The sequence below is a fragment of the Streptomyces sp. GL_140 genome (genome assembly GCF_057834465.1).
Window position 1 is genome coordinate 3,358,294 of the sequence record NZ_CM174404.1, and the last position, 16,575, is coordinate 3,374,868.

13 protein-coding genes and 1 riboswitch are annotated in these 16,575 nt (G+C 72.5%); of the genes, 4 read left to right on the forward strand and 9 right to left on the reverse strand.

Annotated elements, in window-relative coordinates; genetic code table 11:
- Positions 1–70 precede the first annotated feature (70 nt).
- The 4 genes from eno to AC3IYJ_RS15600 all read right to left on the reverse strand — a co-directional run bounded on the left by eno (position 71) and on the right by AC3IYJ_RS15600 (position 5,314).
- Positions 71–1,357 (reverse strand): phosphopyruvate hydratase, encoded by a 1,287-nt coding sequence (gene eno / locus AC3IYJ_RS15585; protein ID WP_243335222.1) that lies wholly within the window; start codon positions 1,355–1,357, stop codon positions 71–73.
- A 294-nt stretch (positions 1,358–1,651) separates the two neighbouring features.
- Entirely contained in the window at positions 1,652–2,353 is a 702-nt protein-coding gene (locus AC3IYJ_RS15590) for a transglycosylase family protein (protein ID WP_489401885.1), read from the reverse strand.
- A 2-nt stretch (positions 2,354–2,355) separates the two neighbouring features.
- A riboswitch (cyclic di-AMP (ydaO/yuaA leader) is annotated at positions 2,356–2,527 on the reverse strand.
- Positions 2,528–2,802: 275 nt separating this feature from the next.
- A complete protein-coding gene (locus tag AC3IYJ_RS15595) occupies positions 2,803–3,897 on the reverse strand; it encodes a transglycosylase family protein (protein WP_489401886.1) in 1,095 nt (364 codons plus the stop codon).
- A gap of 103 nt (positions 3,898–4,000) precedes the next feature.
- Positions 4,001–5,314: a cytochrome P450 family protein gene (locus tag AC3IYJ_RS15600; protein WP_489401887.1), complete on the reverse strand. Its 1,314-nt coding sequence runs from the start codon at positions 5,312–5,314 to the stop codon at positions 4,001–4,003.
- 148 nt (positions 5,315–5,462) lie between these two features.
- Between AC3IYJ_RS15600 and AC3IYJ_RS15605 the strand changes: the two genes are divergently transcribed.
- The gene (locus AC3IYJ_RS15605; RefSeq protein WP_489401888.1) at positions 5,463–6,647 is read left to right on the forward strand and encodes a globin domain-containing protein; all 1,185 of its coding nucleotides are present in this window, start codon (positions 5,463–5,465) and stop codon (positions 6,645–6,647) included.
- A gap of 44 nt (positions 6,648–6,691) precedes the next feature.
- Here the strand turns inward: AC3IYJ_RS15605 and AC3IYJ_RS15610 are convergent, their stop codons facing one another.
- Both AC3IYJ_RS15610 and AC3IYJ_RS15615 read right to left on the reverse strand, forming a co-directional pair.
- On the reverse strand, positions 6,692–7,720 hold the full coding sequence (locus AC3IYJ_RS15610) for a nucleoside triphosphate pyrophosphohydrolase (protein WP_489401889.1): 1,029 nt from the start codon (positions 7,718–7,720) through the stop codon (positions 6,692–6,694).
- Between the two features lie 30 nt (positions 7,721–7,750).
- Positions 7,751–8,368 carry a SurA N-terminal domain-containing protein gene (locus AC3IYJ_RS15615; protein ID WP_489401890.1) on the reverse strand — a complete coding sequence of 206 codons (618 nt, stop codon included), beginning with the start codon at positions 8,366–8,368 and terminating at the stop codon, positions 7,751–7,753.
- A 177-nt stretch (positions 8,369–8,545) separates the two neighbouring features.
- On the opposite strand from AC3IYJ_RS15615, the gene AC3IYJ_RS15620 reads away from it, so the two are divergent.
- Positions 8,546–10,939 carry a YfhO family protein gene (locus tag AC3IYJ_RS15620; protein WP_489401891.1) on the forward strand — a complete coding sequence of 798 codons (2,394 nt, stop codon included), beginning with the start codon at positions 8,546–8,548 and terminating at the stop codon, positions 10,937–10,939.
- Here AC3IYJ_RS15620 and AC3IYJ_RS15625 read toward each other — a convergent pair.
- The 3 genes from AC3IYJ_RS15625 to AC3IYJ_RS15635 form a co-directional block, all read right to left on the reverse strand.
- A complete protein-coding gene (locus tag AC3IYJ_RS15625) occupies positions 10,927–12,435 on the reverse strand; it encodes a protein kinase domain-containing protein (protein ID WP_489401892.1) in 1,509 nt (502 codons plus the stop codon). The two genes, AC3IYJ_RS15620 and AC3IYJ_RS15625, sit on opposite strands and share 13 nt — an antisense overlap.
- Positions 12,432–13,088, reverse strand: a complete 657-nt coding sequence (locus AC3IYJ_RS15630; protein WP_489401893.1) for a hypothetical protein — start codon at positions 13,086–13,088, stop codon at positions 12,432–12,434. Before AC3IYJ_RS15630 ends, AC3IYJ_RS15625 begins: the two co-directional genes overlap by 4 nt.
- Before the next feature lie 111 nt (positions 13,089–13,199).
- On the reverse strand, positions 13,200–15,347 hold the full coding sequence (locus AC3IYJ_RS15635) for an N-6 DNA methylase (RefSeq protein ID WP_489401894.1): 2,148 nt from the start codon (positions 15,345–15,347) through the stop codon (positions 13,200–13,202).
- A 152-nt stretch (positions 15,348–15,499) separates the two neighbouring features.
- Between AC3IYJ_RS15635 and AC3IYJ_RS15640 the strand changes: the two genes are divergently transcribed.
- The gene (locus tag AC3IYJ_RS15640) at positions 15,500–16,183 is read left to right on the forward strand and encodes an Rv1352/Rv1906c domain-containing protein (RefSeq protein WP_489401895.1); all 684 of its coding nucleotides are present in this window, start codon (positions 15,500–15,502) and stop codon (positions 16,181–16,183) included.
- A gap of 183 nt (positions 16,184–16,366) precedes the next feature.
- A complete protein-coding gene (locus tag AC3IYJ_RS15645) occupies positions 16,367–16,540 on the forward strand; it encodes an Rv0909 family putative TA system antitoxin (RefSeq protein ID WP_489401896.1) in 174 nt (57 codons plus the stop codon).
- Positions 16,541–16,575: the final 35 nt, after the last annotated feature.

The window sequence follows — 16,575 nt, forward strand, 5'->3', positions numbered from 1 at the left end:
AATACGTCCCCGCACACGGTACGGGACCGAGTGCGGGGACGTAGGGAGGCTTGCGCCCCTAAAGGACCGTTCAGCCCTTGAAGCGCGGGAACGCGCTGCGGCCCGCGTACACCGCGGCGTCGTCGAGGATCTCCTCGATACGCAGCAGCTGGTTGTACTTGGCGACGCGGTCCGAGCGGGCCGGGGCGCCGGTCTTGATCTGGCCGCAGTTCACGGCGACCGCGAGGTCGGCGATGGTGACGTCCTCGGTCTCGCCGGAGCGGTGCGACATCATGCACTTGAAGCCGTTGCGCTGGGCCATCTCGACGGCGTCCAGCGTCTCGGTGAGCGAGCCGATCTGGTTCACCTTGACGAGCAGGGCGTTGGCCGAGCCCTCTTCGATACCACGGGCGAGGCGCTCCGGGTTGGTGACGAAGAGGTCGTCGCCGACGATCTGGACCTTGGAGCCCAGGCGGTCGGTGAGGGTCTTCCAGCCGGCCCAGTCGTCCTCGAACAGCGGGTCCTCGATGGACACGAGCGGGTACGCCTCGACGAGCTCGGCGTAGTAGTCGGTCATCTCGGCGGCCGAGCGGGACTTGCCCTCGAACTCGTAGTTGCCGTCCTTGTAGAACTCGGACGCGGCCACGTCGAGCGCGAGCGCGATCTGGGTGCCCGGGACGTAACCGGCCTGCTTGATGGCCTCGACGATGAGGTCGAGCGCGGCGCGGTTGGACTCCAGGTTCGGCGCGAAGCCGCCCTCGTCGCCCAGACCCGTGGAGAGGCCCTTGGTGTGCAGGACCTTCTTGAGGGTGTGGTAGACCTCGGCACCCCAGCGAAGGGCCTCGGAGAAGGACTCCGCGCCGATCGGGGCGATCATGAACTCCTGGATGTCGACGTTGGAGTCGGCGTGCGACCCACCGTTGAGGATGTTCATCATCGGAACGGGCAGCAGGTGCGCGTTCGGACCGCCCAGGTAGCGGAAGAGCGGGAGGTCGGAGGCCTCGGACGCGGCGTGCGCGACGGCGAGGGAGACACCGAGGATGGCGTTGGCGCCGAGGGAGCCCTTGTTCTCGGTGGCGTCCAGGTCGATCATCGCCTGGTCGATCAGGCGCTGCTCGGTGGCGTCGTAGCCGACGAGCTCCGGGCCGAGCTGCTCGATGACGGCGAGGACGGCCTTCTCGACACCCTTGCCCATGTAGCGGTTGGGGTCACCGTCACGGAGCTCTACGGCTTCGAACGCTCCGGTGGAGGCGCCGGACGGAACAGCAGCACGGCCGGTGCTGCCATCGTCGAGGCCCACCTCGACCTCGACCGTGGGGTTGCCTCGGGAGTCCAGGATTTCCCGGGCTACGACGACGTCGATGGACGGCACGAGCATCTCCTTCTGGGATGTGACGCTGAGTGTGCGGTGGCATGTCAGGCCGTGGGATGGCCTTGCCGCCTAGAGCCTAACCGGCTCCGGGCGGTCGGCGACCCGATCAACCGGGCTGTGGGACGAAAAAGGGCCCGAATACCCCCCTTACAGGACATAGGGCTCTTCCTCGGGGGGCGCGCCGGGCCTGCCGCCGGGCGATGGGCCCGGCACGCAGCACCGCCCGGCGCGTGGGGGGTACGCGCCGGGCGGTGGGAATTCTGCGTGTTGCGGACGCTACCGCGGCTGTTGCCGCAAGGTTCAGCTGAGCTTCAGCTTCTGACCCGGGAAGATCAGGTCGGCGTCCGAGACGATGTCCTTGTTGAGCTCGAAGAGCTTCTCCCAGCCGCCGGAGACGTTGTTCGCCTCGGCGATGGTGCCCAGCGTGTCGCCGGACTTGACCTCGTAGGAGCCGTTGCCGGTCTTGGGGGCCTCGGTCTTCGGCTTGGAGGTGGCGGCCGGACGCTCGGAGCGGTTGGTGGTCGAGGCCTCGGAGCGCTTGGTCTCCTTCTTCGGCTCGGCCTTCTTCTCCTGCTTCTTCGTCTCGGTCTTCTTCGGGGCGGTCTCGGTCGAGCCGCCACCGGTGTAGGCGCCGTTCGACAGGCCGACGCCGCAGGACGGCCAGGCGCCCTTGCCCTGGCCCTTGAGGACCTTCTCGGCGATGGCTATCTGCTGGGACTTGGAAGCCTGGTTGGCCTGCGCGGCGTACGCCTTGCCGCCGTACGCGGCCCACGTGGACGACGAGAACTGCAGGCCGCCGTAGTAGCCGTTGCCCGTGTTGATGGCCCAGTTGCCACCGGACTCACAGGAAGCGACGCGGTCCCACTCGGAAGCGGTCGCGGCGGAAGCGGTGCCCGCGGCCATCAGCGGAGCCGCGACGGCGACACCGGCGACGCCGGCCAGCGTGACGAGCCGAACGGCCTTGGAGCCGCGGCGGTGCTTGCCCTTGGCGGAAAGCAGCATGGAGTTCTCCTCACCGACGCCTTCGAGGTGAGCTGTCGGGTTCGGGCGAGTGAGTGCCCGGCCAGGCGACCTAGCGCCTGTCTTAACCCCTAGCCGGTTCCGTGACCGTCTCTCAACGGCCGGTTCCGGCGCCTACCTTGGTTCCCCCGCTCCTGCCTTCGGCGCTTGCGCGACGAGTGTTCCCTCCGTCCGCCGGCAGGATTCGGCGATGCGGTCGAAGGAGCCCGCGGTGGCGAGCGATTCAGAAGGTAGACAGGTCTCCCCCCGATGTTCAACGAGGGACATCGGGGAGAAACGGTGCCTACTTGCGCTCTCCACAGGGGCGTTTGCGCAGGTGAGGACGGGGTTTGCGGAACCCTCCGGACCGGACACGCCAGTTGACCGGAAGAGACACATGTCTCACTTACGGAAAACGGACAATCAGGTGGTTCCGGGCGCCCCAAGTGTCGCTATTCGTGCGTTAGATCCAGGTTCTGGCCGGGCTTGATCAGGTTGGCGTCCTCGCCGATGACCTGCTCGTTGGCCTTGTAGAGCGCGTTCCAGCCGCCCTTCACTCCGTTGGCGTCCGCGATGGTGGCAAGGCTGTCGCCCTCCTTCACCGTGTACGCGGGGTCCGACGCGGCATCAGACGTGACGGGCGCCTCAACCGCGGCCGGGCCGCGGTGCTTACCGGCACCGGCAGCCGGGGCGGCCGGGTCCGTGGTGGCTCCCGGGGTCGCCGGGACGGTCGGGTCGGCGGTCGGGGCGGGCGCCGCCGGATCGGCGGGGACGGCCGGCGTCGTGGGCGCCGCCGGGTCGGCCGGGTGCGCGGGAGACGTCGGATCCGTGGGCGTCACGGGTGCGGTCGGGTCCGTGGACGGCGAGGTCGGGACGGTGGGGGCCGTCGGGTCCGTGGGCGTCACGGGCGCCGTCGGGTCGCCCGGGAGCCCCGGAGTCGTCGTCGGCGGCTCCGGCAGCGGCATGACGGGCAGCGGGTAGTCGGGCAGCAGGAAGGACGGCGTGCCCGAAGGGGAGGGGGTCGGAGTCGGGGCCGCGGGGGTCGGGGCCCCGAAGTCCGTGGAGGGCCGGGGCGTCCCGAGGTACGGGATCTTGCCGTCCGGGCGGGACACGGAGTGCGAGGCGGCGTCACCGCCTCCGGGCAGGCCCGGGTCCACCTCGGCCGCGGGACCCTGCTGCGAGAGCCCGGCCGGCGCCGCGCACAGGGGCCACGCCTGCGGGCCCTGGGAGGCCAGGACCCGCTCGCCCACCGCGATCTGCTGGGACCGGCTGGCGAGGTCGGGGCGCTCGGCGAAGTCGAGCCCGCCGGCGTTCTTCCACTGCTCCTGGGTGAACTGCAGCCCGCCGTAAGCGCCGCTGCCGAAGTTCGCGCTCCAGGTGCCACCGCTCTCGCACTCGGCGACCTTGTCCCAGGTGGAGGTCTCGGCGGCACTCGCACCGGTGGCCGCAAGCAGCGGCAGGGCGAGCGCGGAGCCGGCGACTCCGGCGGTGACGACAAGTGCGGGCACCTGTCGGGGGCGTCTGTGGCGGCCGTTCCCGGAACGCATGAGGCTGCACCTTTCGCATAACGGCGGGGTAACGGCAGAACCTAGCGGCCTTCGAACGCCTGTCACAAGTTCAGACGGCTACTGACTTCCGGTCATGGGGGTTTCAGGCGTTTTGGGGGGTGAACCGGACCGGAAGCGTGCGCAGCCCGCGCATGATGAGCCCCCCGCGCCACCGCAGCTCACCGGCAGGCACGGCGAGTTCCAGATCGGGCAGACGTGTCAGCAGCGTCGCGAGCGCGGTCTGGCCTTCGAGTCGGGCGAGCGGCGCGCCGACGCAGTAGTGGATCCCGTGCCCGTATCCGAGGTGCTGGTTGTCGGTCCGCGACAGGTCGAGGGCGTCCGGCTCGGCGAAGCGCTCGGGGTCGCGGTCGGCGGCCGCGAGGACCACCAGCACCGGATCGCCCGCCGCGATGTCCTGACCGCCGAGGACGAAGGACTCGGTGGCGAACCGCCAGGTGGCCAGCTCCACGGGACCGTCGTAGCGGAGCAGTTCCTCGACCCCGGTGGCCAGCAGGGCGCTCTCACCGGCCGCGAGGGAGGCCTGGAGGCGCTCGCGCTGGTCCGGGTTCATGAAGAGGGAGTGGACACCGTTGCCGATCAGATTGACCGTAGTTTCAAAACCTGCGAACAAGAGGATGAAAGCCATGGCAGTGGCCTCGGACTCCGTCAGGTGGTCCCCGTGGTCGCTGGCGCGGATCAGATCGGAGATCAGATCGTCGCCGAGGTCGTCGCGCTTGCGGTGGATGAGCTCGCCGAGGTAGGTCCGCATCTGCTTCACCGAGCGCGCGACCCCGCCGCGCGGACCACCGCCGTGCCGGATCATCATCCCGGCCCAGTCGCGGAAGTCGTCCTGGTCCTCGCGCGGCACGCCGAGCATCTCGCAGATGGCGTAGATGGGGAGCGGGAAGGCGAACTCGTGGATGAGGTCGGCCTCCCCCTTCTCCGCGAACCGCTCGATGAGCTGGTCGGTGATCTCCTGGACCCTCGGCGCGAACTCGGCGACCCTGCGCGGGGTGAACGCCTTGGACACCAGGCGCCGCAGTCGGGTGTGGTCCGGCGGGTCGATGTTGAGCAGGTGCGTCATCAGCTCCGCCTTGCGCTCCCCCGGGATCCCGGTCCTGCCCTTGGCGTGGGCCGATCCCTCGTGGTGGGACGGGTTCTTGCTGAGCCGCTGGTCGGCGAGGGCCTGGCGGGCGTCGGCGTACCGGGTGACCAGCCATGCCTCGACCCCGCTGGGGAGTTTGGTGCGGTGCACGGGAGCGTGCTCGCGCAGCCAGGCGTAGGCCGGGTACGGGTCGGTCGCGAACTCCCAGTCGAACAGGGTCGGTCCGGTCGGTCCGGTCGGTCCCGTCGGTCCGGTCTGGGAATCAGAGGGGGCGGCGGGGGCCGCAGGGGCTTCTGGGGTCTGCTCGTGCACCCGAAGACCGTATCCCGCCCGCCGCCCATCACCCCATATGGGTTATTCGTCGCGGCTGTCCGCAGATCGGCCTTGGCTTGACCTCACGTTCTCCGGCATTCCTACTTTCGGTTTTGTGGATGTGAGGATCTTGAAAAGCAGCTTTGCGGTGGTGGAGAGACGGGCCGAGCACGCGGTCAAGTTCTTCTACTCCCACCTGTTCTGGCACAACCCCGGAGTCCGTGAGCTCTTCCCGGCCTCCTTCGAGGACATGGAGCGTCAGCGGGACCGGCTCTTCGCCGCGCTCACCCATGTGATCGCGCACCTGGAGGACGAAACACTCCTCCCCTATCTACGCGACCTCGGCCGCGACCACCGCAAGTTCCTGGCGGGCCCCGAGCACTACGCGGCCGTGGGCGCCAGCCTGCTCGCCGCGCTCGCCGAAACCTCCGGCGAGGCCTGGACCCCGCCGGTCGAAAAGGCCTGGAGCGAGGCCTACCAGGTCATCGCCGACGCGATGATGGCCGGCGCCGCCTCCAGCGAGGATCCGCCCTGGTGGGACGCCGAGATCGTGCGCCACCTGCAGTACGGGCAGGACATAGCCGTCCTGACGCTGCGCCCGCACGCCCGGCTCCCCTATCTGCCGGGCCAGTACGTGAGCGTGAGCAGCGACCGGGTCCCGACGACCTGGCGCACGTACTCCATCGGCAACGCGCCCCGCCCCGACGGGACGGTCGACCTGCACGTCAGCCGGATCGAGGGCGGCCGCCTCAGTACCTCCCTGGTCCACGAGGCGCAGCCCGGCGACATGCTGAGGCTGGGCGCGGCCGGCGGGCAGCTGACCTTCCGCCGCGAGGACCGCCCGGTGAGCTTCATAGCGGCCGGCACCGGCTGGGCGCCGGTCCGCGCCATGCTGGAGGACCTGGCGGAGCATCCCCCCGATCAGGACGCGCGGCTCTTCGTCGTCGCCCGGGACGCCGCGCACCTCTACGACCGCCCCCTCATCGACGAGTACGCGGCCGTCCGCGACTGGCTGAGCGTCACCTACATCACCCCCGCCCCCGGGCAGCACCGCAACCAGGCCACCGACCGGCTCGCGACCGCGCTGAGCAACCGGGGGCTCTGGCCCGACCAGGACGTCTACCTCAGTGGTCCCGCGCAGTTCATCGACGAGACCTCGTACCTCCTGGAGGAGCTCGGCGCCCGCACCGACCGGATCTTCTACGACTCCGTACCCGCCGGCGGCAAGGGCCACGGCAACGGGGGCCGGCCGATGGGCTTCGGGGAGTGGTTCCTGAACCGGCCCGACCCGCACTGGCACAACCCCTCGGGCCGTGCGCCCCGAACCTACTGAGCGCAGGTCCCGATCGGGCCGAGCGCGGCCGTTCCTGCCGAGGGCTACTCGCCGACGCCCTCGGCGGCCCGGATCGCGTCCCGGTAGGCCCGGGCCGCCGCGCGCAGCGCGGTCTCGGGGTCGGTGCCCGCCGCCTCGGCGCGCGCCGCCAGTTCGAGCAGCTCGTACCCGATGCCCTCGCCGCGGGGGAGTTCCACGTCCACACCGTTGGCCCGGACCCGGCCGGCGAGCTTGGCCGCGAGCGCGAGACCGGGCTGCCCCAGCGGGATCCCGTCGGTCACCGACTCCCGCTGCTTCTCCACCTGCTTGGTGCGCTGCCAGTGCGCGTTGACGTCCTCCGCGGTCTTCGCCTCGGCGTCCGCGAAGACGTGCGGGTGGCGGTGGATCAGCTTCTCCACCAGGGCTCCGGCCACGTCGTCGATGGAGAACGGCTCGTCCTCCTCGCCCGGACCGCCCTCCTCCGCGATGCGCGCGTGGAAGACCACCTGGAGCAGGACGTCGCCGAGCTCCTCGCGCAGCTCCTCGCGGTCCCCGTCCTCGATGGCCTCGACCAGCTCGTACGCCTCCTCGATGGCGTACTTCACCAGTCCCTCGTGGGTCTGCTGGGAGGTCCAGGGGCATTCGCGGCGGACCCGGTCCATGACCTGGACGAGGTCGAGCAGCCGCGCGCCGGGCAGATCGTACGAGCCCGGCAGCAGTTCCAGGTCCGGCATGGCCACCCGGCCCGACCCGGCGAAGCGGGCCAGCCCGTCGGTGAGCCGCCGGTCGCCCTCGCCGCTCAGGACCACGACGACGGTGCGCCCGCCGGCGCAGTCCTCGATCAGCGACTGCGCGTCCGGGGTCCCGTGCTCGACCTCGACGCCCGCTTCGCGCAGGTAGGGCAGCTGTACGTGATCCGGGTCGGCGCACAGCACCCGGTTCGCGGCGTGCAGGGTCTGCCAGGCCGGCCAGGACAGCACGCCGGGGGCGACCCGGTGGCTGGTGGTCAGCAGCACGATGCGACCGGTGGACCCGGTCTCGGCGCTGGTGTCGGCGGTGGGATCGGCCGGCTCGGAGGGTACGTCGTCAGTCACCCTCCGAACCTACCTTCCCGGGAGAACCGCCTAGGCGCCGGCCGGGGGCTGCTCGGGCCGGGTGACCTGGGTGATCCACGGGGTCACGGAGTCGCCGATCGAGACCTTCTGCGGGTCCCAGACCCCGTAGCGCGGGTTGACCACGATGCCCAGCTTGCTCGCGGCCTTGGAGGCGGGCTCGGCGAGGTTGCCCTGCCCGTACTTGGCGTTGAGCTTGGTGAAGAGCACCTGGTCGGTGGCCCAGCGGTCGATCTGGTCCGGGGCGATGGCGAACTTCTGGAGGAGCGTCGACTCGAACGCCTCGACGCCCTTGTCGTTCTCGAACGTCCTGCGCTCCTCCTGGAGCTCCTTGGGGGTGACGGTGATCCCGGCGTCCTCGGCCATCCGGTCGAGGATCCGGCTCTGGAGCATCCCGCTGAGCTTGACCCGGTCCAGCTGCGGGACGGCCGCGATGAGCTCGGAGGTGTGTTCGGAACGGTTCTGTGCGGCGCGGACGTCGTTCACCTGGGCCTGGACCGCGGAGGTGGTGATCCGTTCGCCGCCGATCACGGCCGCGGTGCCGGGACGGGCTTGGCCCGAGCACGCGGACAGCAGTGGGGCCGCCAGGAGCAGGGCGGCGGAGACGGAGAGCGCTGTGCGACGGTGCAAAGGAGCCTCCAGGGCCGGGAGATTGTGCGTCGGTGCACAAGGGCCGTGCGGTGATCGATGTTATGCAGTCCGGGTGGTCAGAGCCACCGGTTCGACCAACGATTCCGGGGGTGTTGGGGTTCGCGTTCACCCGGCGGTCATCCTTCGGTCCTCCAGCGCTGTCAAGGTCGGCCCACCATGTCGACACCGCACCGCTCACCGAACCGCTCATCGCACCGTTCGCCGCGCCGCGCGAGTCTGCTGGGCTCGGCGCTCGCCGCCCTGATCCCGGCGGTGGCCGTGTGCGCCGGGGACGCCGTCGCGCGCGTCTTCCCGTACGGGCCGCGCCATCGCAGCATCAACGACCTCGGCAACCAGTTCGTCCCCTTCCACGCCCATCTGTGGGACCTGCTGCACGGGCGCGCCGGGGGCGGACTGCTGCTGAACTGGCAGTCCGGGTACGGGACCAGCTTCCTGCCCGATTTCGGGACCTATCTGGCCAGTCCCTTCGCGCCGCTGGTGGCGCTCTTCCCGCGCCAGGACATCGACCTCGCGGTGTACGTGGTCGTCGTGCTCAAGACGATGGCCGCGGGGGCGGCGATGGCCTGGCTGCTGCGCACCCAGCGGCGCGGCCCGTGGTGGGCGGCGGGGCTGCTCGGGGCCTCGTACGCGCTGTGCGGCTGGTCGGTGATCGAGGCCTCGTACAACCCGATGTGGCTGGACGGGCTGATCGCCTTCCCGCTCCTGTGTCTGACGGGTGAATGGGCGCTGCGCTCGCGCCGCCCGACGGCGGCGGCGCTCGTCGTCGCGGTCTGCTGGACGGCGAACTTCTACACCGCCTACATGGCGACGCTGGGCGCGGTCCTGGTGCTGCTGGTGCGGGTGGTGCTCGTCCGGGAGGGGTTCGGGGACCGGCTACGGGTCCTCGCGCGGGCCGCTCTGGCCACCGTGCTGGGCGTCGCCCTGTCCGCGCCGGTCCTCCTTCCCCTCTTCCTCAGTTCGAAGCAGGCCTATCCGGGATGGTTCAAGCCGTTCCGGCCGGTGTCGACCGAGGACCTGCTGGCCCGGCTGCTGCCCGCGACCTATTCCTTCTCCTCCCCCGCCCTGTTCGTCGGTACGGGGACTCTGCTGCTGGTGGCGGCCCTGCCGTTCCACCGGGCCGTGGCGGGGCGGACCCGGCTGTGGTGGGCGGGGCTGGTGCTCCTGGTGCTGCTGTCGATGCAGTGGAAGCCGACGCACCTGGCCTGGCACCTGTTCGCGACGCCGAACGGCAGCGCGTACCGGCAGACCTTCGTCCTGGCCGGGATCGTGGTGATCGCCGCCTGGGCGGGGCTCTCGGCGGGAGTGCCGGGGCCCCGGGCCCTGGCGAGCGGCGCGGCCGTCCTGGCCTGCGTGGCCCTGGCGGCGAGCGGCAGCGCGCTGGCCACGGCCTGGGGGCTCGGCCTGTTCGGCGGCGGGCTGGCTCTGGCGGCGACCGCCTGGTGGGCGCTGCGCAGGCCCCGCCTCGCCGTGCCCGCGGCGGGTGCGCTGGTGCTGATCCTGCTCGCCCAGGCGGCCGCGACCACCGCGTACGGGGAGAAGGGCAAGCTGGCGGGCCTGGACGACTACCCGTCCTGGGGCCGGGCCCACACCGCCCGCGCCGACGCCCTGGCGGGTGCCGAGGGCTGGCCGGCGTACCGCACCGACGCGGGACGGCCCGCGCTGACGGGCAACGACCCGATGCTGCTGGGCGGCGAGGGCGGGGCGTACTACAGCAGCCACACGCCGGACCTGTTCACCCGGACCATGGTGGCCCTCGGGGCCGGCTGGACCTCGCGCGGCCGCAACGTGCAGAGCCTCGACAACCCGGTGACGGACGCCGTCTTCGCGGTCGGCGCCCGGCTGCGGCCGGACGGCACGATCGTGCGCGAGGAGGTCCCGCCGCTGGTCACGGTCCGCCCGCCGGGCCCGCTCCCGTCCTACGGGGCCTCGCCCTTCGCCAACCAGGAACTGCTGCTGGGCGCCCGGGTCTACGAGGACCCGCTCTCCCCCGGTGTCTGCCGCGCGGGCACGGAGGCCTTCCTGTGGGCTCCGGAGTACAACGCGAAGGCCCGTCTGGCGGACGGCCCGGCCTTCCGGCTGAACGCGAACCCGCCGCGCAACCGGGCCGCCCTGCAGCCGATGGGCGTCTCGCACGGCCGCTCCTCGGAGCTGGTCTTCGACGGGGCCGCCCCGGCCCGCCGGCAGCTGTCCTGCCTGGACCGCACCCGCCTACGCGAGGCGGTCGCCGCCCTGCGCACCTCGGGGGCCGCATCCGTCCGGGTCGGCTCCTCGGGGATCCGCGCCACGCTCCCGCCGGGCACCACGGGCACGGCGGTCCTCGCCGCACCCGCCATCGCCGGCTGGACCTGCGACGGCCGCCCGGCCACCTCGTACCTGGGCCTGGTCGCGGCCCCGGTGACCCCCGGAACCACCACCCTGACCTGCTCGTTCCGGCCCCCGGGGCTGGTGCCGGGCGCTATGGCGGCGGCTGTCGCGCTGCTGACCCTGGCGGGCCTGTTCCTGGTCTCACGGCGCCGGGCGGGGGCGTCCCTCGCGCGTCAGCGGACCTGACCCAGCCACTGGAGGGTCCGGCGGACCTCCACGGGGAAGGGGTGGGACGGGCCGTGGAGGCGCTCCGCGTCGAAGAGGAGGCGGGACAGGGTGTCGTGGGCACCCGGGCGGTCACCGAGGGAGAGCAACAGGTGCGCTATCCGGCGGCGGACCTCCAGGGGCAGGCCCGGGTCCGGGTTCGCGTAGTGGTTCTCGAAGAGCGGGAGCAGCGAGCGGTACTCGGCGAGGGCCGCCGCCGGTTCGCCGAGCTGTTCCAGGCACTGGGCCGCGTCGTAGCGGAAGCGCAGTGAGCGCGGGTCCCCGCCCGGGAACTCCTCCGCGAGGCGGCGCAGTTCGGGCAGGGCCCGGCGGTACTGGCCGTCGTCCATCAACGTGGCCGCGTACTGCTTGCGCAGGGAGCGGACCACCGTCGAGTGTTCGCCGTGCTGCTCGGCCGCCGCCGGGAGGATGCCGCCGAGGATGTCCACGGCCTGGGTGAGCCGCCCCTGGTCGAGGAGCTTCTTCGCCTCCTCCACGGCGGCCGGGACATCGGGCCGCACCGGCGCGGGCGGGGTGGAGGGCCGCGGAGGGATCACCGTGGCGCGGTCGGGCCAAGGGGCCTGCGGGCGCAGGAAGGGGCGGGTCGGGTCGAGCGGGCCGCTGGGGGCGCCCGAGCCGTGGTGGGGCAGCAGCGGCGCGAGGGCCGCGTACACCTCCTGCGCGGAGGCGGGCCGGTCCTGCGGATCCTTCGCCAGGAGGCGCAGCAGGACCGCTTCGAGCTGTTGCGGGACCTCGGGGCGCAGTCGGCGCACCGGGAGCGGGGGTTCGTACAGGTGGCGGTGGAGCACCCCGAGGGCGGTGGACCCGGCGAAGGGCACGTTGCCGGACAGGAGCTCGTAGAGCACCACGCCGAGGGCGTAGAGGTCGGTGTGCGGGCCGACGGCTCCGCCCATGGCCTGCTCGGGGGCCATGTAGGCGGGGCTGCCGATCGGGGACCCGGTGCTGGTGAGGCGGGTGGTGTCGGTGTCCATGACCGAGGCGACGCCCAGGTCCAGGACGAGTACGGTCCCGTCCGGGCGGATCATCACGTTGCGCGGCTTGAGGTCCCGGTGCACGATCGGCACCGCGTGCACGGCCGACAGCACCGAGCACAGCTGCGCGATCACCGAGACCGCCCACGGCCACGGGTACGGATCGTGCTCGGCCAGGTGGTCGGCGAGGTCGGAGCCCTCCACGTACCCCATGACCAGGTACAGCTCGTCGCCGTCGCTGCCCGCGTCGTGCACGGTGACCAGCCCGGGGTGGTCCACCTGCGCCGTGACCCGGCATTCGCGCACGAAGCGGCGGCGCAGCTCATCGGCCACGGAACCGGGGCCCGCCACCTTGTCGGGGCGCAGCAGTTTGACCGCGACGCGGCGGTCCAGGCGGCGGTCGTAGGCGGTCCAGACCTGGCCCATGCCGCCCTGGCCCAGGATGGTGGCGAGCTGGTAGCGGTCTCCGATGAGGCGGTCCGTCACGGGCGCGGGCCGCGGTCGTCGCGGGGGTCCTCGTGGCGCGGGGCGCCCGGATACGGGGTGCCCGGCTGCGGACCTCCCGGCTGCGGCGGCTGCTTGCGGAGCAGTTCGCTGAGCTCGTCGAGTTCGGCGCGGACCTGCCCGATGCGCGGCGGGGCGGGGGCCGGAGCCGGGGCGGGCTCGGGGGCCGGCTGCGCGGCGGGCGCCGGGGCCTGCCGGGGCGCGGGCGGGTACCCGTACGCCGGACCCTGCTGCTGCGGCGGTGCGTACTGCGCGGGCGGCGCCGGGTACCAGGGCGCGGGCGGCGCCGTGCGGGCCTCCGCGTGGTGACGGATGTCGGCCACGAGGAAGTACACCGCGACGCCGACGCCGGTCACGATCGTGCCGGCGGCGCCCAGGTTGGCCTGCCAGCCGCTGTTGTCGGGGGTCTGGTCGAGCCCGCTCAGCAGCACCCAGAGGAACTCGGCCGCCAGGGAGCCGCCCATCAGCCACCAGTCCCGGGGCCTGCGGGTGATCAGCGCGAGCCGCAGCATCGTGCCCCACGCGAGGAACCCGCAGCTCAGGACGGGCAGCAGCGCGAACAGCACGCGCAGCACCACCGTGGAGTCGGTGCCGGGCTGCTGACTGTGCTGCGGCGGGATGCCGGGGCCGTGCATCGATACTCCTGACGAGCCGTGCGGGGATGTGTTCCGGGTCTGAGCGTATACAGCGTTTCCGGCCGGAAGTGAGCTGATGCACCCAACCGTTGCACGGTCGCGGCCGGGCCCTTACCCGGGCCGCACCGTGCCGTCCGACAGCCCGTCGTACAAACCCTGTACGAGCTGCTCCCCGAGCCTCGCCGCCAGCCGCAGCGCGTCCTCGAACTCGGCGAGCGCCCGGAACCGCGCCCCGTAGACCTCCTGCTCGGCCAGGGGCAGCCGGGGCAGTTGGAGCCTGCGCACGTCGAGCCGTGTCGTGGTGGAGGCGTGGCTGCTGGCGCGGCGGTTGTTGGCGGTGCCGCGCAGGAATCCGGCCAGGAACCAGGGGTCGAGCGCGGCCGGATCGGGCCGCAGCAGGTGCAGGCCCCGGCCGAGCGCCGCGCCCGCGGTGGCCGCTTCGACGACGCGGGCCGCGCCCGCCCCGCCGGTGAGCGGGACGACCACGTCGCCGGCGGCGGTGAGCAGCGGCTCGTCCGCGGCGACCACCAGGATCCCGGAGGGCCCGGTCCCCGTGGCCACGTCGTGCTCGGTGAGCACGGGGGCCGGTCCGGATCCGCTGCCGGTGCCCGCGTGCAGCACCAGGGCTCCGGCGCGGGCGAGTTCGCCGACGGTGGTGAGCGGCAGCCGGGCCGTGGGCCCGCCCGGCCGGGCGGGTACGGCGGGGGGCGGGGGCGGCGGGGTGAGCCGGGCCGCGCGGCCGAGCGTCTCGTCGAGCCGCTCGCGTACGGCGGCCAGTTCGGCCACGCCGGTGCCGGCCGTCGGCGGCGGCAGGTGGCGGGCCGGGGTCAGGTCCACGTCGTCGTCGAGGAGGTCGATCACGGGGACGACGCGGCTGACGCCGGGGACGTCCGGGGTCTCGCCGCCGCGGTCGTACGCCGTCCAGGTCTCCTCCACGACCCCGTGCACGGCGGGCCAGTCGGCCCGGCCCTGCCCCTCGGCGGCGAGCCCGGCGGTGTCCACGAGGAGCAGGCCCGAGGGTGGCGCCCCGTACGGGGAGGGCCGCCGCAGGACCCACAGGTGGAGCGGGATCCCGTACGGCGGTGCGGCGCCCGCCGGGAGTGCCACGACCGCCCGCAGCGCGCCCCGGCGCAGCAGGTCGGCGCGGATGCGGCGGCCGGAGCGGCGGGCGGCGACGGCGGGCGGCATGAGCAGTACGGCGGTGCCGCCCTCGCGCAGGTGGGACAGGGCGTGCTGGATCCAGGCGAGTTCGGATTCGGCGCGGGCCGGGAAGCCGTACTCCCAGCGGGGGTCGTAGGCGAGTTCCTCGTGCCCCCAGTTGCGTTCGTTGAACGGGGGATGGCAGAGCACGGCGTCGACCGGTTCCGCGGCGGGGCGTGCGAAGGCGTCGGCGCGCAGGCTGTCGGCGGCGGCCGCCCGGACCAGGGCGTCGCCGTGCAGGGCGAGGCGCAGCGCGGCGAGGGCTGCGAGTTCGGGCGAACTGTCCTGCGCGTAGCGGGCGGTGGCTCCGGGGACGGCCCGCAGCAGGGTGCCGGTGCCGCAGGCCGGGTCGAGGACGGTCCGGGAGGCCGGCCCGGCGAGGGCGGCCATCAGCCCGGCGAGGCCGTCCGGGGTGAGCGTGTACTGGCGGGGGTTGGCTTCGAGGTGGCGGCCGAGCAGGAACTCGAAGGCTCCGCGCGCTCCGAGTTCGGCGGCCAGCTCCCCGGCGGCCCGCAGGAAGGGCATCGCCTCGGGCCGCAGCGGACCGGTGGCACCGAGCGGGTGCCCGGCGCCGGGCGCGCCTTCGGCACCGAGGGGGCGGTCCTGGCCGAGCGGGTGGTCCTGGCCGAGCGGGTGCCCGGTGCCGAGCCGCAGGCCGAGCACCCGGTCGAGGGCGGCCGGCAGCAGGGCGGCCATCCGCTCGTCGGAGACGGCCGTCAGCTCCAGCCATTCCCGGGGCCGCTCGCGTACGAGGAGCAGCGCGCCCCCCGCTTTGACGAGCGCGGCGACGGAGCCGCCGGAGTGGGCGACCACGTGCTGCCAGACGCGCTCGCGCAGCGGGACCTCGGCGAGCTTGCCCTGCGCCCGCAGCCAGTCCGTCACTTCGGTGAGGGCGAAGGAGGGGCTGGTCTCGGTGCCGCCGACGGGCTTGGGGAAGTCGGTGTGCCGACGGCGCCAGTTGCTCACGGCGGCGCGACCGACTCCGGCGAGGCGGGCGATCTCGGCGGCGGTGATTTCCGGGGCGGTGGAATCCGGGGAGGTGGGGGTCTGTTCCGGCATGCGCGCGAGCCTACCGGCGCCACATCCACGACAGCCTCCTTCACAGTGTGAATTTAGCAATCTCTCACAAACTCGTTGACTCGGTTCACAAGCTCTGTTCTGATGATCACACCGCACAGCCAGAGCCGCCCCGACGAAGGCAGGAGCCACCCATGTCCCAAACCTCGCGCACGAGTTGGACCGCCCGGCACAAGGCGCTGACGGGCCTCGGCGCGGTCCTCGCGCTCGTGACGCTCACCGCCTGCAACGGCGCCGACACCGCCAAGTCCGGTGACGCCGCCCCGTCGAAGCCGGCCGGCGCGAGCAGCGCCCCCGCGGCCCCGGCCGACAAGACGACCGTCCGCGGCGGCGGCACCTACAAGGTCGGCTCCGACATCCAGCCCGGCACCTACCGCTCCACCGGCAACGGCGAGCAGGCCAACTGCTACTGGGAGCGGGCCAAGGACGCCTCGGGCGAGGCCGACTCGATCCTCGACAACGAGAACGCGGTCGGGTCCACGTACGTCACCATCGAGGCCAGCGACAAGATCTTCAAGACCCAGGACTGCCAGGACTGGAAGGCCGTGGACCCCAAGGCCACCGGAACCCCCAAGGCCGAGGCCGCGGGCAAGGCCGGGATGCTCAAGGTCGGCGTGGACATCGCCCCGGGCACCTACAAGTCCGCCGGCTCCACCGAGGGCGGCACCGGCTGCTACTGGGAGCGCACCAAGGACGCCTCGGGCAGCGCCGACTCGATCATCGCGAACGAGAACCCCACCGGCCAGGCCATCGTGACGATCGCACCCGGCGACGGCTACTTCAAGACCCAGGACTGCCAGGACTGGAAGAAGGCGTAACCCGCTCCCCCGGCCGGCGCGGACGTCCTGGACCTCTCGAAGGCCGGTGCCGGAGAAGGCTCGTAGCCGGCCCCTGACCCCAGTCGCCCCACGGGCTCCGGTCCCTGCCGCGGTCCCTCGGCGCGCGAATGGCGCAAAGGGCGCGTAGCGTCGCAAAAAGGGATCACGGAAGGAGCCCTCCGCATGGGGATTTTCGACAGGTTCAAGGACCAGGGCAAGGCGAAGGCCAAGGAAGTCTCGGACAACCTCGAAGCCGAGGTCAACGAGAAGACCGGCAACAAGTACGCCGACCAGGTCGACAAGGCCCAGCAGCAGATGGAGGGCAAGCTCGGCATCGACGACGACCCGAACAAGTAGGCCCGGCGGGAACGCGAACGGCCGCGGCCGGGGAC

What these genes read in the sequence shown, in the direction of transcription:
- eno (WP_243335222.1), bottom strand. Translation starts at nt 1,357, where the DNA reads ATGCTCGTGCCGTCCATCGACGTCGTCGTAGCCCGGGAAATCCTGGAC.
- AC3IYJ_RS15590 (WP_489401885.1), bottom strand. Translation starts at nt 2,353, where the DNA reads ATGCTGCTTTCCGCCAAGGGCAAGCACCGCCGCGGCTCCAAGGCCGTT.
- AC3IYJ_RS15595 (WP_489401886.1), bottom strand. Translation starts at nt 3,897, where the DNA reads ATGCGTTCCGGGAACGGCCGCCACAGACGCCCCCGACAGGTGCCCGCA.
- AC3IYJ_RS15620 (WP_489401891.1), top strand. Translation starts at nt 8,546, where the DNA reads ATGTCGACACCGCACCGCTCACCGAACCGCTCATCGCACCGTTCGCCG.
- AC3IYJ_RS15630 (WP_489401893.1), bottom strand. Translation starts at nt 13,088, where the DNA reads ATGCACGGCCCCGGCATCCCGCCGCAGCACAGTCAGCAGCCCGGCACC.
- AC3IYJ_RS15635 (WP_489401894.1), bottom strand. Translation starts at nt 15,347, where the DNA reads ATGCCGGAACAGACCCCCACCTCCCCGGATTCCACCGCCCCGGAAATC.
- AC3IYJ_RS15640 (WP_489401895.1), top strand. Translation starts at nt 15,500, where the DNA reads ATGTCCCAAACCTCGCGCACGAGTTGGACCGCCCGGCACAAGGCGCTG.
- AC3IYJ_RS15645 (WP_489401896.1), top strand. Translation starts at nt 16,367, where the DNA reads ATGGGGATTTTCGACAGGTTCAAGGACCAGGGCAAGGCGAAGGCCAAG.